Here is a 25227-nt window from a genome sequence, read left to right on the forward strand (position 1 = left end):
GGGATCGCTCCGCGGATTCCCCGGGCGTCCCTCCGGAGGTCATCGTGTACCGTCCGACCGCCGTGGCTGCCGTCATCGCCGCGACCGCGCTCGCCATCAGCCAACCCGTCGCCGCCGTCGCGGCACCCGGCGCCGAGGCGCCACCCGATCCCGCCGAGGAGTTCGGCACCGCGCTCGTCACGATCGACGGGGCGGGCGACGTGCGCTCGGTCCTCAACCCGACCGGTTCGCTCACCGGACCGTCGGATGCGGACCCCGCCGACCTCGTGCTCGGGTATCTCGCCGAGCATCGCGACGCGTTCGGCCTCGGCGGCGCCGGGCTCGAGTCGCTCGTCGTCGACGACGTGATCACCGACCCGAACGGCGTCGCCTACGTGCAGTTGCGCCAGGCCGTCGACGGGATCCCCGTGCACCAGGCGGTGATCACCGCGAGCGTCGACGGCGACGGCCGGCTCGTGCACGTCGGGGGCACCACCGCCGACGTGGCACCGGCGACACCCGCCGAGCCCGACATCACGGCAGCCGAGGCGATCGCGGAGACCGCGGTCGTCGCCGCGGGTGCCGACGTCGAGGCCGCCGAGCTGCCGCGGGCCGCGCAGACGACCGACCGGGCGAGCGTCGAGGTGCCGAACTCGATCGCCGTCGACGGCCTCGTCGACCCGACGCCGCTGAAGGCCGAGCAGCGCTGGTACATGGACGACGAGGGCCGCAGCCTGCGGCTCGCGTGGGTCACCGACGTCGAGGTCTCGGGCGAGGTGTGGGTCGAGTCGGTCGTCGACGCGGCCACGGGCGACGTGCTCGCCGAATCGAGCCGCTACGCCGAGATCGGGCCCGAGGGCGACGTCTTCGACGAGGAGCACCCCGAGGCGACCGGCGCGTCGCGCGAGCTGCACCCGTTCTCGGGCATCAACGGCACCTGGGTCGACGACACCACGACGAGCGGCAACAACGTGAACGCCTACCGCGACCTCGACGACAACGATGCGAACGACGAGTACCAGCCGAACACGCCCGCCTCGGGCGACCCCGGCCACCAGGTCTTCGACTACCCGTTCACCGACGCGTGGGCGGCGAACTCCGACGGCAGCCAGGCGAGCCTCGACGCCGACCTCGACGCGATCATCACGCAGCTCTTCTACTACACGAACGTGATGCACGACTACACGTACGAGCTCGGGTTCACCGAGGCGTGGCGCAACTTCCAGGTCGACAACTTCGGCAACGGCGGCAGCGACGGCGACCCCGTGCTCGCCGAGGCGCAGGACGGCTGGGACTTCGGCTGCGTCGACAACGCGTCGAACCCCATCCGCTGCATGAACAACGCCAACTTCGGCACGCCGGGCGACGGTTCGAGCCCGCGCATGCAGATGTACATGTGGTCGCTGCCGTTCCGTGACGGCTCGCTCGACGGCGACGTCATCGCGCACGAGTTCGGGCACGGCGTCTCGACGCGGCTCGTCGGCGGCGGCAGCTTCGACTACGGCGACGACCAGACGGGCGCCCTCGGCGAAGGCTGGAGCGACGTCATCTCGTTCCTGAAGTGGAACGACGCGGTCGTCGGCGAGTACGTCACGGGCGATGCCACGACCGGCGTGCGCAACGTCGCCTACGACACCTCGCCGCTCGTCTACTCGGACTACGACGACTACGTGCCGGGGCCGAACACGTCGCCGCACGGCAACGGCACGATCTGGGCGACGATGGTCTACGCCGTGCGTGCGTTCCTCGGCGTGCCCGTGACCGAGCAACTCGTCATCGACGGCATGAAGAACACGGCGGGCGGCGCCAAGCCCACGTTCGTCGACGCCCGCAACGGCCTGCTCGCCGCCGACATCGCCACGAACGGCGGCTCGCACGTCTGCGCCATCTGGTCGGCGTTCGCGCAGCGCGGGCTCGGCGAGGGCGCGGTCGCAGCGGGCACGAACGGCCACGCCGCGCAGGTGAACGACGAGACCCTGCCCGCCGCCTGCGCACCGACCGCGGACGCGGGCGGGCCGTACGCGACCGACGAGGGCACCGACGTCGCGGTCACGGGGGCCGGCTCGAGCGCGGGCGGCGACCCGAGCGCCGGTGCGATCTCGGCCTGGGAGTGGGACTTCGACGGCGACGGCCAGTACGACGACGCCTTCGGCGTGAGCCCGTCGTTCGACCGGGTCGGCCAGGACGGCACGTTCACGATCGGACTGCGGGTCACCGACCTGTACGGCAACACCGCGACCGACACGGCGGAGGTCGACGTGGCGAACGTCGCACCGACCGTGTCGATCGACGCGGTCGCGCCGCTCGACGAGGCGACGCGCACCGCGACGATCACGGGCGTCATCACCGACCCGGGCTGGCTCGACGACCTCGAGGCGACGATCGACTTCGACGACGGAGCCGGCCCGCAGCCGCTCTCGGGCGCCGAGGAGAACGATCGCCCCGACGCGACGCTCGCCTTCGAGACGAGCCACGACTACGGCGACGACGGCGCGTTCGACGTCGAGGTCTGCGGCGCCGACGACGACACCACGACGTGCGAGACCGTCGTCGTCGAGGTCGCGAACATCGACCCGTCGATCGCGATCGACGCCTCCGGCATGCAGACGTACGACGGCGTGCAGGCGTTCGTGCTCGACGCCGGCGGCAGCGTGACCGTGCCGGTCGCGGTCGCCGACCCCGGCAGCGACGACCTCACCGTCGTGTGGGACTGGGACGACGGCACCACGAGCGTCGAGACCTCCCTCGTGAACCCGCCCGTGCCCGACCCGCCGAAGTCGCCGACCGTGCAGCCGCGCGACATCGACCTCTCGGCCGAGCACGTCTACGAGGAGGCCTGCCTCTACGACCTCGTCGCCGAGGCGACCGACGACGACGGCGGTTCGGCGGCCGACGACGCCGCGATCGTCGTGGTGGGCGACGGTGAGCAGTCGAAGCAGCACGGCTGGTGGCTGGGCCAGATGCGTGTGAAGAACGGCAACGACTTCACGACCGCCGAGCTCGAGTGCTACCTCGACATCGCGGTGTTCTTCAGCACCGTGTTCGACACCCCGCTCGACCGCGACGACGCCGTGGCGGTCTTCCACTCCCCGCCGAAGCACGACGCGAACGAACAGTTCGACCAGTTCCTGCTGGCGGCCTGGCTCAACTTCGCGAACGGCTCGGTCGACCTCGCGACGCCCGTCACCGTGCACGGCACGACCACGACGTGGGGCGACGCGATGCTCGAGGTCGAGACGGTCCGCACGAGCGTCTCGTCGACGCCGCAGGAGATCCGGCAGGCGAAGGGCGTGCTCGCCTCGCTCGCCACGACGAGCGGCTGAGCGGGACCGGCGGCGACCGTGCTGCGAGGCATCCGTTCGGCGGATGCCTCGCAGCACTGTTGCCGCGGCCGCCCGCGCCGCTAGCCTTGGCCTCGAACACGGTTCGAAGGGGGCGACGTGACCGAGGAGTTCGAGACGGGCGGAGCGGTGCTCAGCCGCACGCAGGTGAACGTGGTGCGACTGACCGGGCTCGCGGGGATCATCGGCGGCATCCTGCTGATCGTCGTGGCGATCGTCGCGTGGGTCGGAGTCTCGTCGCAGCTGCGCGCCGAGAACATCGTCATCCCCGACGATGCGCCGATCTTCGCCGGCAAGGTCGTCGACGGGCCGATCGACGCCTACGTGCAGGCCGGCGTCATCGACATGCACGCCCGCGCCATGGCCGACGGCAAGACCTATTCGGAGCTCGACCAGGACGACCCGCTGCGCACGACCGTGATGAACGCGTCGTTCCTGCGGGCGTCGCTGTTCACGTCGGTCATCGCGTTCGGCATCGCCCTGTTCGCGGGCGGCGTCGGGGTGCTGTTCCTGCTGTTCGGCTGGGCGCTGCGCACCATCGTTCCGCCGTTGCCGAGACGCGCGTAGCGCGACCCCGCGAGGCGCGGCCACGCAGTGCGCTGTGGCGTCAGCTCGCCGCGGGACCCGCCGGCGACGGGTTCGGGTCGGGCGCGGGTTCGGGCGACGGCTCGGCGACGCCGTTCGCCGAGGCCGGCACGCGGCGCTCGAGTGCGAGGGCGAGCGCCATGATCAGCACGCAGCCGGCGACCATCGCCGCGATGAACCAGGCCCCCTGGCCGATGCCGAGCAGCAGGCCGGCGACGATGGGGCCCGTGATCGCGCCGCCCTGGAACGCCGCGGAGTTGATCGCGTTGTAGCGACCGCGGTTGCGGTCGTCGGCGAGGTCGTTGTAGATCGCGGGAACGGTGGGCTGCAGCATCGTCTCGCCGAAGGCGAAGATGCCCATGAACGCGAGCACGCCGATCGCCGCCGCGATCGAGTCGGGCAGCAGGCCGGTCGCGCCGAGCACGAGCCACGAGACCGCCCAGACCGCCGCCATGACCTGCATCACGCGGGTGCGCCGGTGGCCGGCGATGAGCTTCAGCACGGTGAACTGCAGCAGCACGATGACGGCGGTGTTGACGGCGAACGAGAAGCCGACGATCTGGGTCGACACCTCGGAGACCTGGCGTGCGTACGCGGGGAACCCCGCCTCCATCTGGCCGTAGCCGATGAACACCGAGATGAAGGTGACGAGCGTGAGCCACAGCACGGCCGGCCGCTTCAGGATCTCGCGGTAGCCGCCGACGGGCTCGGCATGCTCGTCGGGCTCGCCGTGGGTTCGCACGTGGCGCAGCGGGCCGAGCAGCAGCGCCATCGGGATGAGGCTCGTCGCCGCGTCGATGAGGAAGATCGCCGTGAAGGTCTCGGGGTTGTGCACGTCGACGAAGAAGCCGCCGATGATGCCGCCCACGCCGATGCCGAGGTTGACGAGGGCGAAGTTGACGCCGAAGTACTGCTGGCGGAGGTCGCCCTCGACCACGGTCGCGATGAGCGCGTTGAACCCGGGCCACGAGACGCCGAAGTTGATGCCGATGAGCACGAGGGCGACCGCGGCGACCGGCGGCGTCGTCGCGAACGCGAGCAGCGTGCAGCCCGCGATCATCGCGATGAGCCCCGCGATGAGCACGACCTTGGCGCCGAAGCGGTCGATGAGCGTGCCGCCCGGCCCCGTGACGATGAGCCCGGTGATCGCGATGAGGCCCATGAGCGTGCCCGAGACGCCGAGGTCGAACCCGCGCACCTCGTGCAGGTAGATGATCGTGAACGGCAGGGTGAGGCCGCGCCCCAGCGTCTGGATGGCGACGGTCGACAGCAGCCAACGGCCCTCGGTCGGCAGGGCGGCCCAGAACGATCTCATGCCGGTCACTCGGACATCTTGGCGGATGCCACCGACATCGCACGAACCCGCACTCGTCGAGCGCCGGTCTGAGCGACGCGTCGCGGCGGTACGCTTCGAGCATGAGCGCACTGCTCGGCCGACTCGAGGCCGAAGACGACGAGTTGCGGTTCGCCGCGTTCACCCTCGACGACGCCTGGGAGCTCGGCGGCCGGCTGCGGTCGGTCGCCGCCGAGCGCGGGCTCCCGGTCGCGATCGCGATCTGGTTCGGCCGGCAGCGCGTGTTCCATGCCGCACTGCCGGGCGCGACCGCCGACAACGACGGCTGGCTCGACCGCAAGCACCGCGTCGTCGAACGGTACGGCAAGGCGTCGCTGCGCGTGGGCGAGGAGTTCCGGGCGAAGGGCGAGGACTTCGACGTGCACTCGCGGCTCGACCCGCACCGGTACGCGGCGCACGGCGGCGTCGTGCCGCTCAAGCTCGACTCGGGCGCCGTGATCGGCGCGGTCGGCGTCTCGGGCCTCCCGCAGCAGGACGACCACGACCTCGTCGTCGCGCAGCTGCGGGCGATGCTCGGCGAGGCGCGCGAGCGGTGACGGCCCGAGCGGCGTGCGTCGACGCCGCTCGAGCCGCCGGGGGCTCACCGGCTCAGCTCGACGACCCGGCCCCGTTCGACGGCGCCGGGAACGAGCACCCGCAGCGCGATCAGGCTGGGGTCGGCCTCGGTCCACTCGGTGGCCAGGGCCACGTACCGGGCGGTCGCGTCGACCGCCACCGAACCGCGCGTCGCGCCGGCCTCGATCGAACCGACCTCGCGGAACGTGATGCCGTCGTCGCTCACGGACACCGTCGTCGGCGGGGCACCGTCGCCGTTCCACAGCGTGGTGACGGTGCCGATCGGCTGCGCCGAGCCGAGGTCGGCGACCATGCGGCCGTCCGGCCCCGGGGTCCACGCGGTGCGGGTGTCGCCGTCGACCGCGTCCTGCGGTGAGGTCATGCCCTCGGGCAGGACCGACGCCGGGAAGGTGAGCGTGCTCAGGGCCAGGTCGGGCACCGGGAACGCCGACGCGCCCGGGAACGACGCGGCGGCGGCGACCTGTGGCCTGCCCACGGGCAGCGTCCGCGTCTCGCCGGTCTCGACGTTCGTCACGTCCAGCGTGCGGACGGCGGCAGCCTCTGGGCGGGCGTCCCCGCCGTCGAGCCTCGCGACGCGAACCGTGCGGCCGTCGAGCACCGACACCGAGACCCCGGCCTCCTGCGCGGCCGCGGTCGGCACGGTGGCTCGCGGGGCGAGCACGACGGCGTCGCCGGCGGGCACCGTGACGGTGAGCTTCGAGGCATCCCGTCCGAGCGCCTGGTCGCCGGCGAACAGCGCCACGGCGTCGCCGACGTAGGGAATCGTGACGTCGGTCGTGACGTCGGCGCCGGTGAGGTTGAAGGCGGTGAGATACCCGTCGAGCGAGCTCACGAGCAGGCCGTCGGCGCTGGGCTCCGGCGCCGCGTCCTGCGCGGCCGTCGCCGCGGCGTCGCCCGGCACCATCTCGACGAGCATCGGGCGGTCCCCGCCGCCGAGGCGGACGGTGTCGATCCCCTCCCGCTCGTTCGACACGGTGATCGGGGCCTGCCCGCCGCGCACGACGTAGCCGGCCGTGCCCTCGACGTTGATCCACGACCCCTCGGTCGTGGTGACCCGGTCGCCCGTGTAGCGGAAGCTCGCGGCATCCTGCCAGGTCTCGCCGTCGGCCGACACCTGGATGCGGTACTCGCGACCGGCCGACACCTCCCAGCCCAGCTGCACCTGTGCGATCGCGGTGGGAGCACCGAGGTCGACCTGGATCCACGAGTCGGCTCGGGTGCGGTCGGCGCGCGAGACGGCCCAGCGCGAGGCGGGGTCGCTGTCGGTCACGTTCGACGGCGCGCGCCCCGAATCCGAGCTCGAGGCCGTCGCCGGCCTTCCCGCCGCCGCGTCGACGCCGGTCGCCGTCAGCGCACGCATCGAGTAGAGCGAGTACCCGTAGGCGGGATCGCCCTGCACGCCCTGCATGCGCACGAACCTCGCTTCGACCGGGGCCGGGGCGGTCGCGCCGGGCGGCGTCAGGTCGACCGTGTCGAGGCGTGCGACGTTGACGTCGGCGCCACCGGTGTAGGCGGTCTGCGTGGTCCACGTCCGGCCGTCCGATGAGGTCTGCACGAGGTAGCGCTCGCCCGCGCTCACCTCCCAGGCCAGCCGCACCGAGCCGACGGTCTGCTCGGCGCCCAGGTCGACCTGGATCCACGAGTCCGCACGCGTGCGCTCGGCGACGGCGACGGCCCAGCGGGTGGCGGGGTCGGCGTCGGTGACCGTCGCGGCCCGGCGGGTCGGGTCCTCGCTCGACGCGGTCGCGGGTCGTCCTGCGGCCAGGTCGGTCGTGGCCCGGTCACCCGTGCCGTAGGCGTGCAGGGAGTACATCGAGTAGCCGTAGCGCGCGTTGCCCTGCTGGCCCTGGACGCGCACGTACCGCGCCGGCACGGGGTCGAACGACAGGTCGTCGATGCGGGCGGCGTTCGCGTCGGCCGGGTTCGGCGGCGTCACGACGGGCAGGGTGGAGGTGGCCGATCCCTCGGCCGTGGAGTAGGTGCGCGACCCGTCGAGGCCGTTGTAGCCGCCGAGGTCGAGGTTGCGCACCGAGACGGTGCCGTCCTGCCAGCCCGCGCCCGACGAGGCGTAGAGCGCCGCGCCGCTCGGCAGCGTCGCCTGGCCCGCGTACTCGTCGCCGATGCGGAAGACCGACGTCGTGCCCTCGAAGCCGTCGCGCGGCCCGGTGTAGGTGCTCGTGTTGCGCGCGTCGACGGTCGCCGCCGAGTTCGGGTAGAGGTATGGCGTCGAGCCCGACAGTGCGAACAGCCACGAGTCGTGGCCCGGGACCCAGGGGAACTTCACGAAGCCCTTCTTGCCGGATGCCGCCGCCCACGCGTTCGCGGACTGCTGCACCGAGAGACCGGGGCCGTCGCCGAAGTCGCGCACGCCGGCGAGGCGGGCGAAGAACTCGTCCTGCGGGGTGGGCTGCACGACGCCCTCGGCCGACTCGGCGGCCTCGACGTGCAGCAGGTACGAGATCGCGATCTCGGCGCGAGCCTCGGGTTCGTACTTGGGCTCGCCCGAGAACTTGGCGAGCCGGTCGACCGGCTCGTACGCCTGGTACGCCTCGAGCGACGCGGCCAGGTTCGCCTCGGCGCGCACGGCGTCGGGGTCGCGCAGCACCTGGCCGAGGAACGCCATCGGGATCACGTCGCGGCCGTAGAGGTACTCGCGGTCGTTCACCATCGGCATGAACGGCTCGCCCTGGTTCGACATCACCATCTCGATCGAGCGCCAGAGCTCGGCCGAGTTCGGCTGGTGCTTCAGGTACTCGGGGATCGGCTGGTCGTTCAGGATGAACTGGATCGCGTTGCGCCCGCCCGACCGCCAGATGTCGGACTGGTAGTGCGGGCCGAACGACCCGTGGTTCTCGACGAGGTACGTGTCGTAGATCGTCTGCATCGTGTTCGTCGACACCGGCTTGCCGGCGACGACGGCCGGGTTGTTGCGGTCGGCGGTGGGCTGCCCGGCGGCGTTGCGCGCCCAGTCGCCCAGCTGCTCGTTCCAGCGCGAGGCGTCGGCGTGGTCGGGCGCCCAGGCGAGGCCCGGCGCGAGCGCCTGCGTGTACACGCCCGCCTCCTCCTGCGCGGTGTCGCCCTCGTGCTTGCCCGTGGGCCAGTCGGCCGTCCACGAGCCCGACAACGGGTCCTTGCCGTGGTCGAGGTCGGACGTGTAGGCCGACTGCCCGACGGCGATCTTCTCGAGGTTCTGCTGCGTCGCGGCGTCGAGCCGATCCCACAGCACGCGCCCGGCGTCGAGGAAATACGACTGGAAGGTCGAGTCCCAGAACATCCGCTTGCCCCAGGTGCCGTTCGGGTCGACGAACCGGTTCTTCGCGGCGTAGTAGCGGATCGTGTCGATCGTGCGCTGCGTGAGATCGTCCTTCGAGATGCCGGTGACCTCGGCGTCGTAGTCGCCGTGCGTGACGATCACGGCGTTGCCGAGCACGACCGCGAAGTTGAAGTCCTTGAACTGGTACGCGTCGATCGCCGGGTCCCAGACCGAGTTCACCCAGCGGGTGTGGCGCAGCAGGGCGGCGTAGTAGTCGGCCGCGATCGCGTCGGGCGCGCCGAAGGCGGCGGCCGTCTGCACGACGGGGACGGCGGACGCCCGGGCTGCGGGCGCGAGGGCCGCCGGAGCGAGGGCGGCGAGCGGTGCCGCGAGCGCCGCCGCGAGGGCGAGGGCGACCGTGCGGCGCGACCGGTGAGTCGCGCGGCGGGCGGGGGCGGGGCCGGAGGCGGCCATGGTGTCTCCTGGATTCAGTGGACCATCGGGTGCCACGTGCTGGTCGACAGGAGTCAATTCGGAGTGAAGAATGACAGCGCTGTCATGATGGATGGGGCCACGGTACTCGAGAGCGGGCGGGGCGTCAAGGAGTGCTGCGGGCGGGCCCCGTTCGCCCCGCCCCGGCCGCGCCGCGAACGCCGAGGGCGGCGCCGACGGGGCATAGGCTCGGAGGCATGCTCGCCACCGTGATCCACGCCGCCCGCGACATCCGCGTCGAGACCGTGCCCGACCCCGTCATCACGACCGGCGACGACGCGATCGTCAAGGTCGTCGCGGCCTGCGTCTGCGGCTCCGACCTCTGGCCCTACCGCGGCATCACGCCGACGAACGAACCGCGCCGCATCGGCCACGAGTTCATCGGCGTCGTCGAGGCCGTCGGCGACTCCGTGACCGGGGTGCAGGTCGGCGACTTCGTGATCGCGCCGTTCTACATCTGCGACGACACGTGCGTGAACTGCCGCAACGGCGTCTCGACCTCGTGCCTGCACGGCGGCTGGTGGGGCGGCGACGACCGCAACGGCGCCTTCGCCGACGCCGGCCAGGGCGAGCGCGTGCGCGTGCCGCTCGCCGACGGCACGCTCGTCGTCGTGCCCGGCCCGGTGCGCGACGAGCAGGTGCCGGGCCTGCTCACCCTCTCCGACGTCATGGGCACGGGGCACCACGCCGCCGTGTCGGCGGGTGTGCAGCCGGGCGAGTCGGTCGCGGTCGTCGGCGACGGCGCGGTCGGCCTCTGCGCGATCATCGCCGCGAAGCGACTCGGCGCCGAGACGATCATCGCGATGAGCCGCCACCCCGAGCGCCAGGCGCTCGCGCGCCGGTTCGGGGCGACGCACGTCGTCGCCGAGCGCGGTGCAGAGGGCATCGCAGCCGTCCGCGAGCTCACCGGCGGCATCGGCGCCGATCGGGTGCTCGAGTGCGTCGGCACGAAGGAGTCGATGGACCAGGCGATCCGCTCGGCGCGCCCCGGCGGAATGGTCGGCTACGTCGGCGTGCCGAACGGCGGCCCCGAGCTGCCCGTGCGCCAGCTCTTCAACACGAACGTCGGCGTCAACGGCGGGGTCGCGCCCGTGCGCGGCTACATCGACGAACTGCTGCCCGACGTGCTCTCGGGCGCGATCGAGCCCGGGCTCGTCTTCGACCTCGAACTTCCGCTCGCCGACGCCGCCGAGGCCTACGCCGCGATGGACGAGCGGCGCGCGATCAAGGTGCTGCTGCGCCCCTGACGGCCGGCGGTGCGAACGGACTTCCGGAGGAGGCATCCATGCCCGAACTGCACTTGAGCGACCGGGTCGTCGAGCGGCTCGCGACCGAGGAGACCATCTGGCTCACGACGGTGAACGCGCTCGGCACGCCCGTGCCGACGCCCGTGTGGTTCGTCTGGAACGACGGCGAGCTCATGCTGCTGTCGAAGCCCGACACCCCGAAGCTCGCGAACCTCGCCCGCAACCCGCGCACGGCGCTGCACTTCAACAGCGACGCCGAGGGCGACGACGTCGCGGTGTTCACGGGATCGGCCCGCATCGGCGAGATCGGCGAGGCGCCCGAGTGGGCCGAGTACGCCGAGAAGTACGCGGCCGCGATCGAGCGCATCGAGTACACGCCCGAGCGCTACATCGCCGAGTACTCGGTGCCGATCCGCGTGACGGTCGAGCGCGTGCGCGCCTGGTAGGCGCCGGCTACGCCTCGACGTCGTCGAGGCGGGCGATCACGACCTCGAGCAACCGGGCGAGCTCGATGCGCTCGTCGTCGCTCAGGTCTTGCAGCACGTCGGTCTCGACGACCGACGAGCCGCGGATGGCGAGGCTGAACAGCTCCCACCCCTCGTCGGTGAGGCTCACGTAGGTGCGGGTGCGGTTCTCGGGGTCGGGCGTGCGCTCGACGAGTCCCCGGTCGGCGAGCTTGTCGAGCCGGTGCGTCATCGACGAGGGGGCGACGTTCGTGAGGTCGGCCAGCTGGCTCGGCGTGAGCGGCTCGCCGGCCTTCGCGAGCGAGGTGACGACGGCCCACTCGCCCGCGGCGATGTCGAGGTCGGCGAGCTGGCGCACGTACCACTGGTCGAGCTTCTTCGTGAGGCTCTGCACGGCCGTGATGACCCGCTGCACCGACTCCTCGCCGCCGGCGGCGACGTAGGTCGCGACCGCTCGGCGGTGCAGCTCGGGGGCGCTCTGGATTCGTCGGGCCATACGGGAATTCTCCCACGCATGTTTCGGTTGCTAATATTTCGATATCGAATACTTCACGTTCGAAGGGTGAGGGATGCTCCGGGGCCGACGTCGGCCCCGAGGCATCCCTCTGCTCGTTCGAGACCTCGGGAGGAGGACACCATCATGCGCGCACGACTGCTCATCCTGGCCAGTGCCATCGGTTCGCTCGGTTGGGGGGCGGTGCTGCCCTACCAGTACGCCTACGCGGCCGACACCCGCGGCTGGGGTGCCCTCGTCGCCGCGGGTGCCTCGTCGCTGTTCTCGATCGGCGCGCTCGTCGCCGCGCCGCTCGCCGGCCGTCTCGCCGACCGCTTCGACCCCGTGAAGGTCGCCGTCGTCGCACAGCTGATCGGCGCCGCCGGCGTCGCGTCGCTCATGTTCGTCGACGTGCCCGCACTGTTCCTCGCCGGCATGCTCGTGTTCGGCCTCGGCCTCTCGGCGGCCGTGCCCGCGAAGCAGGTGCTCGCGCTGCAGTGGTCGTCGGGCGACGACCGGCGCAAGGTGTTCGCCTACAAGTTCACGGGCGAGTCGCTCGGCATGGCGGCGGGCGCGTTCCTCGCGGGCCTCGTCGTCGACCTCGACCGGCCCGACGGGCTCGACATCGGGTTCATGATGGCCGCGGCCGGCTTCGTGCTGTCGTCGGCGATCATCGCGGTCGCCGGGCGCGTGCGGCAGACCGCCGACCTCGGGCTGCCGGGTGCCGACGCGGGCGGGCTCGCCGGCCACGTGGCCGCGCACACGGGCGCCTTCTCGGCGATCGAGGCCGCGACGGGTGCGATCAGCGTCGTCGACCTCGACGGCGACGGGCACCCCGACCGTGCGAGGTCGCGCGGCGCGCTGCGCACCATCTTCGCCGAGCCCGCGATGCGCTGGACGGCCGTCGTCACGGTCACCCTCGCGCTCGGCTTCTACGCCCAGTTCGAGTCGGGCCTGCCGGCGTACGGCATCACCGTGCTCGACGTCGACCCCGCCGCGATCGGCATGGCGGCGGCGATCAACTGCCTCGTGATCGTCGCGCTGCAGGTCATCGTCGTGAAGCTCACCGCGAAGCGCAGCGCACCCGTGCTGCTCATGGCCGTCGGCTCGATCTGGGTCGTGTCGTGGCTCATCCTCTCGGCGGCGCAGTTCGCACCCGGCATCGCGTCGGCGCTGTTCGTCATGACCTACGGCATCTTCGCCGTCGGCGAGACGATCTACAGCCCCGTGCTCAACCCGCTCACGGCGCAGCTCGCGCCCAAGGGCATGGTGGGGCAGACGCTCGGCACGATCGGCGCGATGCAGACCGCGTTCTCGGCGGCCGGCCCGCTCGTCGCGGGCGTGCTGCTCGGCGCGGGGCTCGCCGACGTCTTCCTCGGCATGCACCTCGTCGTGAGCCTCGTCGCGGTGTTCGCGGCGTGGCGCATCAAGCGGGCGCTCGACCGGAAGGCGTCGTCGTCGCGCGCGAGCGCCGCAGCGCCCGAATCCTCTGCCGCCTCGCAGCCGCCGACCACTCCGGTCGACCTCGTGCACAACTAGCGGCGCAGACGACGGATGCCTCGGGGCCGACCGGTCCCGAGGCATCCGTGTGCGTGCTGCGGCGGTTACTCGCCGACCGTGACGAACTCGGCCAGCTGCTTGCGCTGACGCGGCGCGACCTCGCGCTCGCGGAGCACCTCGTTCAGCTGGTCGACGTCGCCGAGTGCGCCGATCGTGGTGATCGAGACGACCTCCTGGTTGTCGGGCAGGCCGAACGCGTCGTGGATCGCCGCCGCGTCGAAGCCGCCCATCTGGTGGGTGTGCAGGCCCTCGTGCTGCGCCTGCACCGTCAGGTGGGCGACGGCCTGGCCGAGGTCGTAGCGCGCCCACGGCCGCCCGCGGCCCTCGGCGTCGACCGTCTCGGCGATGTTGACGATCAGCACGGCGGCCGAGTCGGCCCACTCCTGGTTGAAGCCCGCCATCTTGTCATGGAGGGTCGTGAAGGCGGCGGTGCCGCGGCGCGCGACGATGAAGCGCCACGGCTGCGAGTTGTTCGCCGACGGGGCCCAGCGGGCGGCCTCGAGGATCGTGCGGAGCGTCTCGGTCTCGACGACGGCCTCGGGGTCGAAGGCGCGGGGGCTCCAGCGCTCGACGAGCGGATCGATGAGGGGGGCGGCGGTGTCGGCCTTGCGCGAGGTGAGATCGGTGACGAGGGTCATGGTGGTGCGTTCCTGTTTCGTTCGTGGAGCTGGTGCGGGTCGCCGTCGTCCCGATCCATTCGAACGCATACAGCGGTGGGCGTATTCCCCGCGCCGGGAGATCTCGCCCCATCCCGCTCGACCCGGGGTCGATCGTATGGGAGCATTGCCGGGCAAGATCCGTCAATGAGGAAGGATGCTTCATGCTGAAGATGCGATCCATCGCAGCAGCGTCAGCGCTTGCGATCGGGTTCACCGCGCTCGCCGCGTCACCTGCGGGAGCCGCCGGAGCCGATTCGGGGGCCGAGCACGAGTACGTCGTGCTCTTCGCCGAGGGGGTGTCGAGCGCCGACGCGCTCGCCGCGGTCGAAGCCGCGGGCGGCACCGTCGTGTCGCAGAACGACGCCATCGGCGTCGCGACCGTGCGCGCCGGTTCGAGTTTCACCGCAGCCGCCGCCGACCAATCGGTCATCGAGGGCACCGCCCAGAACCGCATCATCGGCGACGTGCCGGGAGCGGGCGCCGCGAAGGGCAAGGCGAAGAAGGCCGACTCGGCCGAGCGCGACCTGAAGGCCGCCGCGACGAAGCCGTCGGCTGCCCAGAAGCCCCCGGCCGCGGGCAAGGGCGAGCCGCTCGCCTCGCTGCAGTGGGACATGCAGCAGATCGGCGCGACGAGCAACGGCTCGTACAAGTGGCAGAAGGGCTCGAAGCAGGTTCGGGTCGGCATCATCGACACCGGCGTCGACGGCAGCCACCCCGACATCGCCCCCAACTTCGACGGCGCGCTGAGCCGCAACTTCACCGTCGACGTGCCCGTCGACGCGAACGGCGCCGTCGTCGACGGCGACTGCGCCGATGAGGCCGACGGGTCGTGCAACGACGCGGCCGACGTCGACGAGAACGGCCACGGCACGCACGTCGCCTCGACGATCGGCTCGCCGATCAACGGGCTCGGCATCGCCGGCGTCGCGCCGAACGTGTCGCTCGTGAACCTCCGCGCGGGCCAGGACTCGGGCTACTTCTTCCTGCAGCCCTCGGTCGACGCCCTCACCTACGCCGGCGACAACGGCATCGACGTCGTCAACATGAGCTACTACGTCGACCCGTGGCTGTTCAACTGCACCGACCAGCCCGAGGACTCGCCGGCCGACCAGCAGGAGCAGGCGACCGTCATCGAGGCGATGCAGCGCGCGCTCGACTACGCGCGCGGCCACGGCGTGACGCTCATCGCGGCCGCCGGCAACGAGGCCATCGACTACACGAAGGCGATGACCGACGGCACGAGCCCCGACTTCGCCGACGTCCCCGGTGAGGCCGCGTACGTGCGCGACCTCGTCGACCCCGACTCGTGCGTGTCGATGCCCGCCGAGGGCGACGGCGTCATCTCGGTCTCGAGCACCGGCGTCTCCGAGCGCAAGGCGTACTACTCGAGCTACGGCAACGGGTACATCGACGTCGCGGCCCCCGGCGGCGACGTGTACGACACCCCGGCGAACACGCGCGACATCACGAAGGGCATCCTCGCCGCCTACCCCGAGGCGCTCGGCCACGAAGAGGGCACGATCGACGAGGACGGCGAGCCGACGACCTCGGCCGTCGTGAAGAGCTGCGACACCGCGGGCGAGTGCGCGTACTACCAGTACCTGCAGGGCACGTCGATGGCGTCGCCGCACGCGGCCGGCGTCGCCGCGCTCATCGTCAGCCAGTACGGCAAGGTCGACCCGAAGACGGGCCACACGGGCAAGACCCTCGACCCCTCGACGGTCGAGGAGATCCTGCTCGGCACCGCCACGGCGAAGGACTGCCCGGTTCCGGCCGACTTCACCTACACGCGGCACCTGCCCGCGGGCAACACCGTGACGGCGACGCACACCTGCGAGGGCGACGACTCGCCCAACGGGTTCTACGGCGCCGGCATCATCAGCGCGCTGCACGCGATCGGGCGATAGGCTCCGGCCTCCGCACGGCGAAGGGCGCGGCATCCGAACGGATGCCGCGCCCTTTCGCGTGCCGTGCACCGACGGGCGGGCCGGTGGGCCTGCCGGCTCAGGCGTCGCCGAGCTCAGCGGCGACGATGTCGCAGAACACGGCGCTCTCGACACCGTCGAAGCGGTAGTAGTCGTCCGACGTGACGACGTCGTCGGACTGATCGTCATGCGTGCCTGCGTCGTCGATCACCACCACGTGCCGTTGCAGCCCCGAGACGAGGTGCTCGGTTCCCTGCGCCGTGTGGACGACGAAGCTGACCGCGTCGCGCACGTCGATCACGAAGCCGGTCTCGGTCTCGATCATGCTCGCATCCCGGTCGAAACCGCGCACGCCGACCGTCAACTCCGTTCCGGTGGCGGGGTTGCTCCACACCCATTCGCCCTGGTGGGTGCTCTGGCCGTACAGGAAGTCGTCGCCGCGGCGGGGCCCGAGCACGAACGTGCCGACGTCGTGAAAGCGGTACTCGACCGTGAAGTCGACCTCGGGGCAGAATCCCGGGTAGTCCTCCTGCGCGATGCCCGAGCCCTCGTCGACCCAGTGCTCCAGAAGGGGTTGCGCGGCCGAGGGGGATGCGGCCGCGCCCAGCGCGAGCAGGACGGCCGAGCCGGCGGCGGCGATGGATTTCAGCATGGCGGGCTCCTTCGAATGTCGTGGCGACCACGCACGCTACGCACGCGCCGAACGGCGGGCATCCGTACCAGCACGGAAGTCGACTCGGCCCGTGTACGACGACGGGCGCGGCATCCGCAGAGGATGCCGCGCCCGTCGCGTGCGATCTCGAACCCGTCTACGCCGCGGCGAGCTCCTCGCGGATGCCGGCGACGAACGCGTCGATGTCGGCCTCGCTCGTGTCGAACCCGCACATCCAGCGCACCTCGCCGCGCGCGGCGTCCCAGTCGTAGAAGCGGAAGCCGCGGTCGCGCAGCCGGTCGGCGACGCCCTGCGGCAGGGTCGCGAAGACGCCGTTCGACTGCGTCGCCTGGCTGAAGCCGAGGCCGGGCAGCTCGCCCGCGGCGATGCCCGCGTCGAGCGCGTCGCGCAGCCGCGAGGCCATGGCGTTCGCGTGCGTGGCGTTGCGCAGCCACAGGTCGCCCTCGTAGAGCGCGATGAGCTGCGCCGACACGAATCGCATCTTCGAGGCGAGCTGCATGTTGAGCTTGCGCAGGTACTTCAGGCCCTCGGATGCCTCGGGGTTCAGCACCACGATCGCCTCGGCGCCGAGGCATCCGTTCTTGGTGCCGCCCACGCTCAGCACGTCGACGCCGGCGTCGCGCGTGAAGTCGCGCAGCGGAACGCCCAGCGTGGCGCCCGCGTTCGACAGGCGCGCGCCGTCCATGTGCACCTTCATGCCGAGCGAGTGGGCGTGCTCGGTGATCGCCTTCACCTCGTCGACGGTGTAGGCGGTGCCGAGCTCGGAGGTCTGCGTGATCGACACGACGAGCGGCTGCGCGCGGTGCTCGTCGCCCCAGCCCCACGCCTCCTCGTCGATGAGCTCGGGGGTGAGCTTGCCGTCGGGCGAGGTCACGGTGAGCAGCTTGATGCCGCCGACCCGCTCGGGCGCGCCGCCCTCGTCGGAGTTGATGTGCGCCGTCTTCGCGCTCACGACCGCGCCCCAGCGGGGGAGCATCGACTGCAGGCCGGTGACGTTCGCGCCGGTGCCGTTGAACACCGGGAACGCTTCGACGCCCTCGCCGAAGTGGTGGGCGAACACCTGCTGCAGGCGCTCGGTGTAGACGTCTTCGCCGTAGGCGACCTGGTGGCCGTCGTTGGCCGTCTGGATGGCGGCGAGCACCTCGGGGTGCACGCCCGAGTAGTTGTCGGAGGCGAAGCCGCGGAAGGTCGTGTCGTGGAGCGGTGAGTTCACCGAACCATCCTCGCATCCGGGGGTGGTCGGGCATCGTGACGGCGGGCGCACGGAATCGGCGCATTTCGCGCCCGAGACGCACGGATGCCGCTCGCCCGGGGGTTATGGATGTCGGCGGCCCCGGTTAGCCTCGCAGGGTGAGCGAGGGGCTCGACGCAGTGCACGCGACGCCGGAGCCGGCGGCGTCGCCGCCCGTCGTGCCGCCGCCCGACGGCATGCGCACGTTCCTGCACGTGCTCGTGAACACGATGATCGCGAACGTGACGACGAGCTTCCTGTGGTTCGCGCTCACGTTCTGGGTCTACCTCGAGACGCAGTCGGTGCTCGCGACGGGCATCATCGGCGGCGCCTACATGCTGCTCATCGCGGTGTTCGCGATGTTCTTCGGCACCATCGTCGACCGGCACCGCAAGCACCGCGTGATGGTGTTCTCGAGCCTCGTCACGCTCGGCGCGTTCGGCATCGCCGGCGTGCTCTACCTGCTGCAGCCCGAGTCGTCGCTCGTCGACCTCGGCGGGCCGTGGTTCTGGGCGTTCTCGGGCATCATCCTGTTCGGGTCGGTCGTCGAGAACATGCGCAACATCGCGCTCTCCACGACGGTGACCCTGCTCGTGCCCGAAGCGCGCCATGCGAACGCGAACGGCATGGTCGGCACGGTGCAGGGCCTCGCCTTCATCGTCACGAGCGTGTTCAGCGGACTCGCGATCGGCCTGCTCGGCATGGGGTGGACCCTCGTCATCGCGATCGTCATGACGCTCGTCGCGCTCGTGCACCTCCTGTTCGTGCGCATCCCCGAAGCGCGCCCCGTCACCGAAGACGGCCGGGCGCCGGCCGTCGACGTGCGCGGCAGCATCACGGCGATCCGCGCGGCCCCCGGGCTCTTCGCGCTCATCGTCTTCTCGACGTTCAACAACCTCATCGGCGGCGTCTACATGGCGCTCATGGACCCGTACGGCCTGACGCTCTTCCCCGTCGAGGCCTGGGGCGTCGTGCTCGGCGTGACGGCGACCGGGTTCATCATCGGCGGGCTCGTGATCGCCAAGTGGGGGCTCGGACGAAACCCGATCCGCACGATGCTGCTCGTCGTCGTCGGCATGGGGCTCTTGGGCGCGCTGTTCACGATCCGCGAGTGGTGGCTGCTGTACGGCCTCGGCATCTGGGCGTACATGTGCCTCATCCCCGTGGTCGAGGCGGCCGAGCAGACCGTCATCCAGAAGGTCGTGCCGTTCCGCAGGCAGGGCCGGGTGTTCGGATTCGCCCAGGCGTTCGAGGCGGCGGCGGCGCCGATCACGGCGTTCCTCATCGCGCCGATCGCCCAGTTCTGGATCATCCCCTACATGGAGTCGCCCGAGGGGCAGGAGACGTGGGGCTGGCTGCTCGGCGACGGCGAGGCGCGGGGCATCGCGCTCGTGTTCTTCTTCTCGGGGCTCGTCATGGTCGCACTCGCGCTCGTCGCGTTCACGACCCGTTCGTACCGCCTGCTGTCGGCCGAGTACCTGGAGGCTCCGGCCGGCGCCGAGGCAGGTGCGGCGTCAGAGGAGAGTTCGCCCGAGGTCGCGGCCCACGCCGACCCGACGTCGTGATTGTTGAACATTTCGGGGCGAATCCCTAGCGCCGCGCGATCCGACGACGGTAGACAGAGGGCATGTCAGCGTTCGATACGGTTCCATCGCCGCCCGCGCGTCGTCGTCGACGCGGGGCCACCCGCATCATCGTCGGGCTCTCCGCCGCACTCGTCGGCGCCCTCCTCCTTCCGACACCGGCCGTCGCCGATGACGTGCCCGAACTGAGCATCGTCGACGGCGTGACCGCCCCGGTCTTCGACTACACGCAGGCGATCCGCGAGCGGGTGCTCATCCCGGTCACGGGCGTCGACCAGGACCTCGACGGCGTCGACGACGTCACCGCGATCGAGATCATCCGGCCCGCCGAGAGCGACGCCGGTCTGCAGGTGCCCGCGATCATCGACACGAGCCCGTATTTCACGACGCTCGGCCGTGGCAACGAGTCGCAGCTCATCGCCGATGTCGACGGCGACGGCATCAACGACAAGTGGCCGCTCTTCTACGACAACTACTTCGTGCCTCGCGGGTACGCCATGATCCTCGCCGAGATGGACGGCACCGCGAACTCCACCGGGTGCCCCGTCCACGGCGGGCCGGGCGACATCCAGAGCATGAAGGTCGTCATCGACTGGCTCAACGGCCGGGTCGACGGGCACTACGCCGACGGCACGCCGGCGGTGGCCGACTGGGACAACGGCAAAGCCGCCATGATGGGCAAGTCGTACGACGGCACCCTGGCGAACGGCGTCGCCGCGACCGGCGTCGAGGGCCTCACCACGATCGTGCCGATCTCGGCGATCTCGAACTGGTACGGCTACTCGCGCACGGGCGGCATCGCGCACAACACCAACTACCCGGCGAGCCTGTCGAACACGGTCACGAACCCCGACCGCCGAACCCTCTGCGCGCCGGTCCGCACGACGCTCAACGCGATCGACGGCGACGAGACCGGCGACGTCAACCCCTTCTGGGCCGAGCGGGACTACCGGCTCGACATCGCCGACGTGCAGGCGTCGGTGTTCCTCGCCCACGGCCTCAACGACGACAACGTGCGCATGAGCCAGGTCGGCGAGTACTGGAAGGCGCTCGGCGAGCACGACGTGCCGCGCAAGATCTGGCTCGCGAAGGTCGGCCACACCGACCCGTTCGACTACAACCGCGCAGAGTGGGTCTCGACGATCCACCGCTGGTACGACTACTGGCTGCAGGGCATCGACAACGGCATCATGGACGAGCCCATGGCCACGGTCGAGACCGACCCCGAGGTGTACGAGGACGTCGCGAGCTGGCCGGTTCCCGGCACGACCGACGTCGACGTGCTGCTCGCCGGCACGACCGCGGGTGCGGCGGGCGACCTGCGCCTGCAGCCCGGCGACGGCGCCGCATCCGCGACCTTCACCGGTCCTTCGGGGTCCATCTCCGAGGCGAACGCGATCAACACCCCCGAGGGGTCGCAGGCGAACCGACTCGTGTTCCTGTCGGAGCCGCTCACGAGCGACCTCCGCATCTCGGGCACCGCGCGCGTCGAGCTGACGGCGTCGCTCGGGCAGTCGCAGGCGAACCTCTCCGCGCTGCTCGTGGACTACGGCACCGGCACTCGCACCTCGCGCAGCGGCGAGGGCGTGATCAACACGACCGAGCGCACCTGCTGGGGCGCCGAGAGCACCGACGACAACGCGTGCTATCTCGAGGTCGACCGCCGTTCGCAGACGACCGACGTGTGGCGCGCCGCGCGCGGTGCGCTCGACTCGTCGAACCGGTTCTCGCTCGTCGACGGCGAGGCCGTGCCCGTCACGCCCGGCGAGGCGACCGAGTTCGACTTCCCGCTCGAACCGTACGACACGACGTTCGCCGCCGGTCACCGCATCGGCGTGGTCGTGACGACGAACCTCTCGGGCTACAGCATCGGCGGCACCGCGAACGCGAGCGTCGCCGTCGACACCGCGATCAGCCGCATCGTGCTGCCGGTGGTCGGCGGACCGGCCGCCGCGGCCGCGTCCGGCGCGTTCGGCGAGGTCGACCCGGTGTCGCTCTCGTTCGACCTCGGCGGCCACGGCGACGCGATCGACCCGCAGCCGGTGGCGTACGGCGCGGCACCCGAAGAACCCACGGCGCCGAGCGAGCACGGCTGGGTCTTCCAGGGCTGGTTCGCGGATGCCTCGCACACGACGCCGTTCGACTTCGGCGACGTGCTCGTGGCCGACGCCGTCGCGTACGCGAAGTGGGCGGACGTCGCGTCGGTCGCCGCTTCGCTCGAGGTGACCCCGAGCGAGACGACGGTCGACAAGGGCGACTCCGTCGACCTCGCGATCGAGGCCCTCGATGCCGACGGCAACCCGATCGGCGACGTCTCCGACCTCGTGACGATCACGAGTTCGATCGTGACCGACGTCGTCGACGGGGCATCCGTCTCGTTGCCGGCGTATGCGGGCGAGCACGTGCTGACCGCGACGCTCGGGGCCGCGACCGGTTCGGCGACGGTGACGGTGCGCCGCGGCGCGCCCGTCGCGGTCGTGCCGCCGTCGTTCTCGGGCACGCCGATCCCGGGTGCGACCCTCACCGCCGACCCCGGCGAGTGGGACGTCGAGGGGGCCCGCTTCACGTACCGGTGGACCGCAGACGGCCGCACGATTCCGTGGGCCGACGGCGCCACGCTCAAGGTGAACCCGTCGATCTCGGGCAAGGAGCTCGTGCTCACGGTCACGGCGCGCGTGCCCGGCCTGCCGGCCGGGACGGCGGCGACCGAGCCCGTGACGGTGCTGCCGATGCCGCACGGCTTCTTGCCGTGAGCACGGTTCGGCTGAGCGCGCCCGTGTCGTGAGCGCCTCGTGGCCGGGGAGCGGCATCGCCCCCCGGCCACGAGCTTTCGATCAGGATCGAAATTCTTCCGGCTCGATGCGAGGGCGACGAGAGTGGTCATCGAGGCCCCGGGTTCACGGGGTCCGCATCACCGACATCCGACCGGAAGGACTCCGCTATGGCGGTTCGCGTCGACCTCAACATCTCCCTCGACGGCTACGCGTCGACGACCGACCAGACCCCCGAGAACCCGATGGGCGACGACTGGTTCCGGCTCACGGGCGCCTACGCGGCCACGCGCACGTTCCGCGAGCGGGTGCTCGGCGACACCTCGGGAGCCGGCACCACCGGTGTCGACGACGCATTCGCCCGGGCGTACTTCGAGGGTGTCGGGGCCGAGATCATGGGTGCGGGCATGTTCGGCCTGCACTTGCACGGCGACGACCCCGACTGGCGTGGGTGGTGGGGCGACGAGCCGCCCTTCCGCGTGCCCGTGTTCGTGCTGACGCACGCGCCGCGGCCCTCGATCGAGCTGGCGGGCGGTACGACGTTCCACTTCCGCGACGCGTCGCCCGAGGAGGCGCTCGCCGAGGCGACGCGCGTCGCCGGCGGCGGCGACGTGCGCATCGGCGGCGGGGTGCGCACGGTGCGCTCGTTCCTCGCGGCGGGGCTCGTCGACCGGCTCCACGTGGCGATCGCGCCGATCCTGCTCGGTCGCGGACTCAGCCTCTGGGAGGACCTTCGCGGGCTCGAGGGCGGCTACGAGGTCTCGAGCGAGACGGCTGAGAGCGGCACCGTCCACGTGACGTTCCGGCGGTGACCCGGTGCGGGCCGGTGCCGACGGGCCGGCCCGCACCGCCGGTCAGGCCACGCGATAGCGCAGGCTCACGACGCCGCCCGGCCGCGGAGCGACCCGGTCGAGCTCGAGCGCGCGGTCGCCGAGCGTGGGTGGCGTGAACGAGCGACCGTCGCCGAGCAGCACCGGCACGATGCGCAGGTGCACGTCGTCGACCAGTCCCGCTGCGAAGAGCGCGTCGGTCAGCACCAGGCTGCCCCACACGATGATCGTGTCGTAGCGCTGCTTCAGCTCGGCGGTGCGCGCGGCACCGTCGCCCGAGAGGATCTCGATGCTGCCGTCGCCCCATGGCGCGTCGGTCAGCGTGTTGGAGACGACGAACTTCGGCAGCCGCTCGATGAGCTCTGCGACGTGCTCGACGGCGGGGTCGACCTTCGGCCAGTAGTCGGCGAACATGCGGTAGGTGGTCGCGCCGAAGAGGATCGCGTCGGCCTGGGAGACGTAGGCGAGCTGCTCGGCGTCGTTGAGCTGCGGTTCGCCGTCGTCGCCGATCGGGATCAGCGACTCGAAGAAGTCGATGCCGCCGTCGGGGTCGGCGGCGTAGCCGTCGGCGGTCACGACCTGTTCGACGATCAGGCGGCCCATCAGCGGGCCTCGCCCTCGACGCGGGAGCGTTCGGCGGTCGCGGCGAGGTGCTCGTCGAGCACCTCGAACGCCGAGCTCCAGCCGTCGTACACGTTCTCGTCGCCCGCGGCGGCGTCGATGCCGAGCAGGTGGAACAGCATCTCGGTGCGCCCGCCGGAGAGCTCGCGGAGCGTCACCGTGATGATCGGGGCGCGGTCGTCGGCGTCGTCGGGGCCGCCCCAGGTCATCACGAGGCGGCGCGGCGCGTCGAGTTCGCGGTAGACGCCGGCGGTCGGGTATTCGGTGCCGTCGGGCGCGACCATCGTGTAGCGGTAGCGTCCGCCGACGCGGGCGTCGACGTCGATGCTGCCCGGCTTGATCTCGATGCCGCGCGGATGCCACCACTCGGCGACGTCGGCGTGCTCGGTCCACGCGCGCCAGACGAGGTCGCGGGGGGCGTCGAAGACGCGGGTGATCGTGAACTGCGGGGCCCCGGCGTCGCCCGTGGCGAACGGCGCGGTCGCCGTCTCGTGCTCGGTCATTCCGATCTCTCCTTCATGGTGCGGAGGTGCTCGGCGAGCAGGTCGAACCGGTCGTTCCACTCGCCTCGGTGGCGGTCGACCCATGCGGATGCCTCGTCGAGAGGTTCGGTGCGCAAGGTGCAGGTACGCCACTGGGCCGTTGCGGTGCGCTCGATGAGCCCCGCCCGCTCGAGCACTTTGAGGTGCTGCGAGATCGCGGGACGACTCATCGTGAAGGGCTCGGCGAGTTCGCCGACGGTCGCCGGACCGACGCGCAGGCGCGAGAGCATCGCGCGCCGGGTCGGATCGGCGAGCGCCTGGAACACCGCGCTCAGCTCATCACTCGCTTCGGCCAATGTAAGCAACTCCTTAATTAATGAATTGCTTAACCATAGGGTGATGGCGCGCGAGCGTCAACCCCCGGGCCGCGGTCAGTCGAACGAGATCGTGACGGTGGCGCCGTCGACCGCGATGCGAACGGCCGAGAGATCGGCGACCAGGTGGTCGGCGCCGTGTCGCTCGGCGAACGGGCCGACGCCCACCACGCGCATGCCGGCCGCGTGGGCGGCTGCGATACCGGCCTCGGAATCCTCGAAGGCCACGCACTCGCCGGGTTCGATACCGAGCAGTTCTGCCGCGACGACGAATCCTTCGGGGTCGGGCTTGCTCGCGGTGACGTCCTCGGCCGTCACCGCGATGGGCGGCAGCATCAGTCCGGCCGCGGCCATGCGCGCGGTCGCGAGCGCGAGGTCGGCCGACGTCACGAGTGCATGCGGAGTGCCGGCGAGCTGCTGCAGGAGGCTCGCCGCGCCGGCGATGGCGACGACGCCGTCGGTCTCGGTGGCCTCGCGCGCGAGCATCGCCCGGTTGTCGGCGAGGTTCTCGTCGACCGGTCGGTCGGGCAGCAGGATCGCCATGCTCGCGTGGGCCTGCCGGCCGTGGATGATCGGCAGGACGTCGGCAGGCTCGAGCCCGTGTTCGATCGCCCAGTCGGTCCAGACCCGTTCGACCACGGCGGTCGAGTCGACGAGCGTGCCGTCCATGTCGAGCAGCACGGCGGAGGCGTGGATCACGGTGGTCACGTGGCGAGGCTACCTGCGGCGGCTGT

Annotated in this window: 20 protein-coding genes; 10 read left to right on the top strand and 10 right to left on the bottom strand. The window is 71.4% G+C overall.

What is annotated here, in order from left to right:
* Positions 1-62 precede the first annotated feature (62 nt).
* The gene (locus AC3RJ6_RS07010) at positions 63-3302 is read left to right on the top strand and encodes a M36 family metallopeptidase (protein WP_491426260.1); all 3240 of its coding nucleotides are present in this window, start codon (positions 63-65) and stop codon (positions 3300-3302) included.
* A 117-nt stretch (positions 3303-3419) separates the two neighbouring features.
* A complete protein-coding gene (locus AC3RJ6_RS07015; RefSeq protein ID WP_491426261.1) occupies positions 3420-3887 on the top strand; it encodes an aromatic ring-opening dioxygenase LigA in 468 nt (155 codons plus the stop codon).
* Positions 3888-3927: 40 nt separating this feature from the next.
* Here the strand turns inward: AC3RJ6_RS07015 and AC3RJ6_RS07020 are convergent, their stop codons facing one another.
* Positions 3928-5220 carry an MFS transporter gene (locus AC3RJ6_RS07020; protein ID WP_491427138.1) on the bottom strand — a complete coding sequence of 431 codons (1293 nt, stop codon included), beginning with the start codon at positions 5218-5220 and terminating at the stop codon, positions 3928-3930.
* A gap of 101 nt (positions 5221-5321) precedes the next feature.
* On the opposite strand from AC3RJ6_RS07020, the gene AC3RJ6_RS07025 reads away from it, so the two are divergent.
* Positions 5322-5795, top strand: coding sequence for a heme-degrading domain-containing protein (locus AC3RJ6_RS07025; protein WP_491426262.1), 474 nt, complete (start codon positions 5322-5324; stop codon positions 5793-5795).
* 44 nt (positions 5796-5839) lie between these two features.
* Here AC3RJ6_RS07025 and AC3RJ6_RS07030 read toward each other — a convergent pair whose 3' ends face one another.
* Positions 5840-9562 carry a discoidin domain-containing protein gene (locus AC3RJ6_RS07030; RefSeq protein ID WP_491426263.1) on the bottom strand — a complete coding sequence of 1241 codons (3723 nt, stop codon included), beginning with the start codon at positions 9560-9562 and terminating at the stop codon, positions 5840-5842.
* Between the two features lie 215 nt (positions 9563-9777).
* On the opposite strand from AC3RJ6_RS07030, the gene AC3RJ6_RS07035 reads away from it, so the two are divergent.
* Both AC3RJ6_RS07035 and AC3RJ6_RS07040 read left to right on the top strand, forming a co-directional pair.
* Positions 9778-10827: a zinc-dependent alcohol dehydrogenase family protein gene (locus tag AC3RJ6_RS07035; RefSeq protein ID WP_491426264.1), complete on the top strand. Its 1050-nt coding sequence runs from the start codon at positions 9778-9780 to the stop codon at positions 10825-10827.
* Positions 10828-10865: 38 nt separating this feature from the next.
* Positions 10866-11273 carry a TIGR03667 family PPOX class F420-dependent oxidoreductase gene (locus AC3RJ6_RS07040; RefSeq protein WP_491426265.1) on the top strand — a complete coding sequence of 136 codons (408 nt, stop codon included), beginning with the start codon at positions 10866-10868 and terminating at the stop codon, positions 11271-11273.
* A 7-nt stretch (positions 11274-11280) separates the two neighbouring features.
* Here the strand turns inward: AC3RJ6_RS07040 and AC3RJ6_RS07045 are convergent, their stop codons facing one another.
* Positions 11281-11787: a MarR family winged helix-turn-helix transcriptional regulator gene (locus AC3RJ6_RS07045; protein WP_491426266.1), complete on the bottom strand. Its 507-nt coding sequence runs from the start codon at positions 11785-11787 to the stop codon at positions 11281-11283.
* 144 nt (positions 11788-11931) lie between these two features.
* Here AC3RJ6_RS07045 and AC3RJ6_RS07050 point away from each other — a divergent pair, with 144 nt between their 5' ends.
* The gene (locus AC3RJ6_RS07050) at positions 11932-13323 is read left to right on the top strand and encodes an MFS transporter (RefSeq protein ID WP_491426267.1); all 1392 of its coding nucleotides are present in this window, start codon (positions 11932-11934) and stop codon (positions 13321-13323) included.
* Between the two features lie 65 nt (positions 13324-13388).
* Here the strand turns inward: AC3RJ6_RS07050 and AC3RJ6_RS07055 are convergent, their stop codons facing one another.
* The gene (locus AC3RJ6_RS07055) at positions 13389-13982 is read right to left on the bottom strand and encodes a nitroreductase family protein (RefSeq protein WP_491426268.1); all 594 of its coding nucleotides are present in this window, start codon (positions 13980-13982) and stop codon (positions 13389-13391) included.
* 182 nt (positions 13983-14164) lie between these two features.
* On the opposite strand from AC3RJ6_RS07055, the gene AC3RJ6_RS07060 reads away from it, so the two are divergent.
* Complete coding sequence (locus tag AC3RJ6_RS07060) at positions 14165-15910, top strand: S8 family peptidase (protein WP_491426269.1); 1746 nt, start codon at positions 14165-14167, stop codon at positions 15908-15910.
* Between the two features lie 97 nt (positions 15911-16007).
* On the opposite strand, the gene AC3RJ6_RS07065 is transcribed toward AC3RJ6_RS07060, so the two are convergent.
* Together AC3RJ6_RS07065 and AC3RJ6_RS07070 are read right to left on the bottom strand one after the other, a co-directional pair.
* On the bottom strand, positions 16008-16580 hold the full coding sequence (locus AC3RJ6_RS07065) for a hypothetical protein (RefSeq protein ID WP_491426270.1): 573 nt from the start codon (positions 16578-16580) through the stop codon (positions 16008-16010).
* 157 nt (positions 16581-16737) lie between these two features.
* Positions 16738-17814 carry a threonine aldolase family protein gene (locus AC3RJ6_RS07070; RefSeq protein ID WP_491426271.1) on the bottom strand — a complete coding sequence of 359 codons (1077 nt, stop codon included), beginning with the start codon at positions 17812-17814 and terminating at the stop codon, positions 16738-16740.
* Between the two features lie 215 nt (positions 17815-18029).
* On the opposite strand from AC3RJ6_RS07070, the gene AC3RJ6_RS07075 reads away from it, so the two are divergent.
* The 3 genes from AC3RJ6_RS07075 (at position 18030) to AC3RJ6_RS07085 (ending at position 22998) form a co-directional block, all read left to right on the top strand.
* Entirely contained in the window at positions 18030-19397 is a 1368-nt protein-coding gene (locus AC3RJ6_RS07075) for an MFS transporter (RefSeq protein WP_491427139.1), read from the top strand.
* 62 nt (positions 19398-19459) lie between these two features.
* A complete protein-coding gene (locus AC3RJ6_RS07080; RefSeq protein WP_491426272.1) occupies positions 19460-22168 on the top strand; it encodes a CocE/NonD family hydrolase in 2709 nt (902 codons plus the stop codon).
* Between the two features lie 188 nt (positions 22169-22356).
* On the top strand, positions 22357-22998 hold the full coding sequence (locus AC3RJ6_RS07085) for a dihydrofolate reductase family protein (protein WP_491426273.1): 642 nt from the start codon (positions 22357-22359) through the stop codon (positions 22996-22998).
* Positions 22999-23040: 42 nt separating this feature from the next.
* Here the strand turns inward: AC3RJ6_RS07085 and AC3RJ6_RS07090 are convergent, their stop codons facing one another.
* The 4 genes from AC3RJ6_RS07090 to AC3RJ6_RS07105 all read right to left on the bottom strand — a co-directional run bounded on the left by AC3RJ6_RS07090 (position 23041) and on the right by AC3RJ6_RS07105 (position 25201).
* The gene (locus AC3RJ6_RS07090) at positions 23041-23619 is read right to left on the bottom strand and encodes a dihydrofolate reductase family protein (RefSeq protein WP_491426274.1); all 579 of its coding nucleotides are present in this window, start codon (positions 23617-23619) and stop codon (positions 23041-23043) included.
* Positions 23619-24140, bottom strand: a complete 522-nt coding sequence (locus AC3RJ6_RS07095; protein ID WP_491426275.1) for an SRPBCC family protein — start codon at positions 24138-24140, stop codon at positions 23619-23621. The genes AC3RJ6_RS07090 and AC3RJ6_RS07095 overlap by 1 nt, the downstream gene beginning before the upstream one ends.
* Positions 24137-24475, bottom strand: a complete 339-nt coding sequence (locus AC3RJ6_RS07100) for an ArsR/SmtB family transcription factor (protein WP_491426276.1) — start codon at positions 24473-24475, stop codon at positions 24137-24139. Before AC3RJ6_RS07100 ends, AC3RJ6_RS07095 begins: the two co-directional genes overlap by 4 nt.
* Positions 24476-24550: 75 nt before the next feature.
* A complete protein-coding gene (locus tag AC3RJ6_RS07105; RefSeq protein ID WP_491426277.1) occupies positions 24551-25201 on the bottom strand; it encodes an HAD-IA family hydrolase in 651 nt (216 codons plus the stop codon).
* Between the last annotated feature and the right edge of the window lie 26 nt (positions 25202-25227).

This window comes from Agromyces cucurbitae (assembly GCF_058349945.1).

Excerpts from the sequence above, each read along its gene's own strand:
- AC3RJ6_RS07075 (WP_491427139.1), top strand. The coding sequence starts at position 18,030 with ATGCGCACGTTCCTGCACGTGCTCGTGAACACGATGATCGCGAACGTG.
- AC3RJ6_RS07060 (WP_491426269.1), top strand. The coding sequence starts at position 14,165 with ATGCTGAAGATGCGATCCATCGCAGCAGCGTCAGCGCTTGCGATCGGG.
- AC3RJ6_RS07030 (WP_491426263.1), bottom strand. The coding sequence starts at position 9,562 with ATGGCCGCCTCCGGCCCCGCCCCCGCCCGCCGCGCGACTCACCGGTCG.
- AC3RJ6_RS07020 (WP_491427138.1), bottom strand. The coding sequence starts at position 5,220 with ATGAGATCGTTCTGGGCCGCCCTGCCGACCGAGGGCCGTTGGCTGCTG.
- AC3RJ6_RS07050 (WP_491426267.1), top strand. The coding sequence starts at position 11,932 with ATGCGCGCACGACTGCTCATCCTGGCCAGTGCCATCGGTTCGCTCGGT.
- AC3RJ6_RS07025 (WP_491426262.1), top strand. The coding sequence starts at position 5,322 with ATGAGCGCACTGCTCGGCCGACTCGAGGCCGAAGACGACGAGTTGCGG.
- AC3RJ6_RS07085 (WP_491426273.1), top strand. The coding sequence starts at position 22,357 with ATGGCGGTTCGCGTCGACCTCAACATCTCCCTCGACGGCTACGCGTCG.
- AC3RJ6_RS07095 (WP_491426275.1), bottom strand. The coding sequence starts at position 24,140 with ATGACCGAGCACGAGACGGCGACCGCGCCGTTCGCCACGGGCGACGCC.
- AC3RJ6_RS07065 (WP_491426270.1), bottom strand. The coding sequence starts at position 16,580 with ATGCTGAAATCCATCGCCGCCGCCGGCTCGGCCGTCCTGCTCGCGCTG.
- AC3RJ6_RS07035 (WP_491426264.1), top strand. The coding sequence starts at position 9,778 with ATGCTCGCCACCGTGATCCACGCCGCCCGCGACATCCGCGTCGAGACC.
- AC3RJ6_RS07045 (WP_491426266.1), bottom strand. The coding sequence starts at position 11,787 with ATGGCCCGACGAATCCAGAGCGCCCCCGAGCTGCACCGCCGAGCGGTC.
- AC3RJ6_RS07090 (WP_491426274.1), bottom strand. The coding sequence starts at position 23,619 with ATGGGCCGCCTGATCGTCGAACAGGTCGTGACCGCCGACGGCTACGCC.
- AC3RJ6_RS07055 (WP_491426268.1), bottom strand. The coding sequence starts at position 13,982 with ATGACCCTCGTCACCGATCTCACCTCGCGCAAGGCCGACACCGCCGCC.
- AC3RJ6_RS07040 (WP_491426265.1), top strand. The coding sequence starts at position 10,866 with ATGCCCGAACTGCACTTGAGCGACCGGGTCGTCGAGCGGCTCGCGACC.
- AC3RJ6_RS07080 (WP_491426272.1), top strand. The coding sequence starts at position 19,460 with ATGTCAGCGTTCGATACGGTTCCATCGCCGCCCGCGCGTCGTCGTCGA.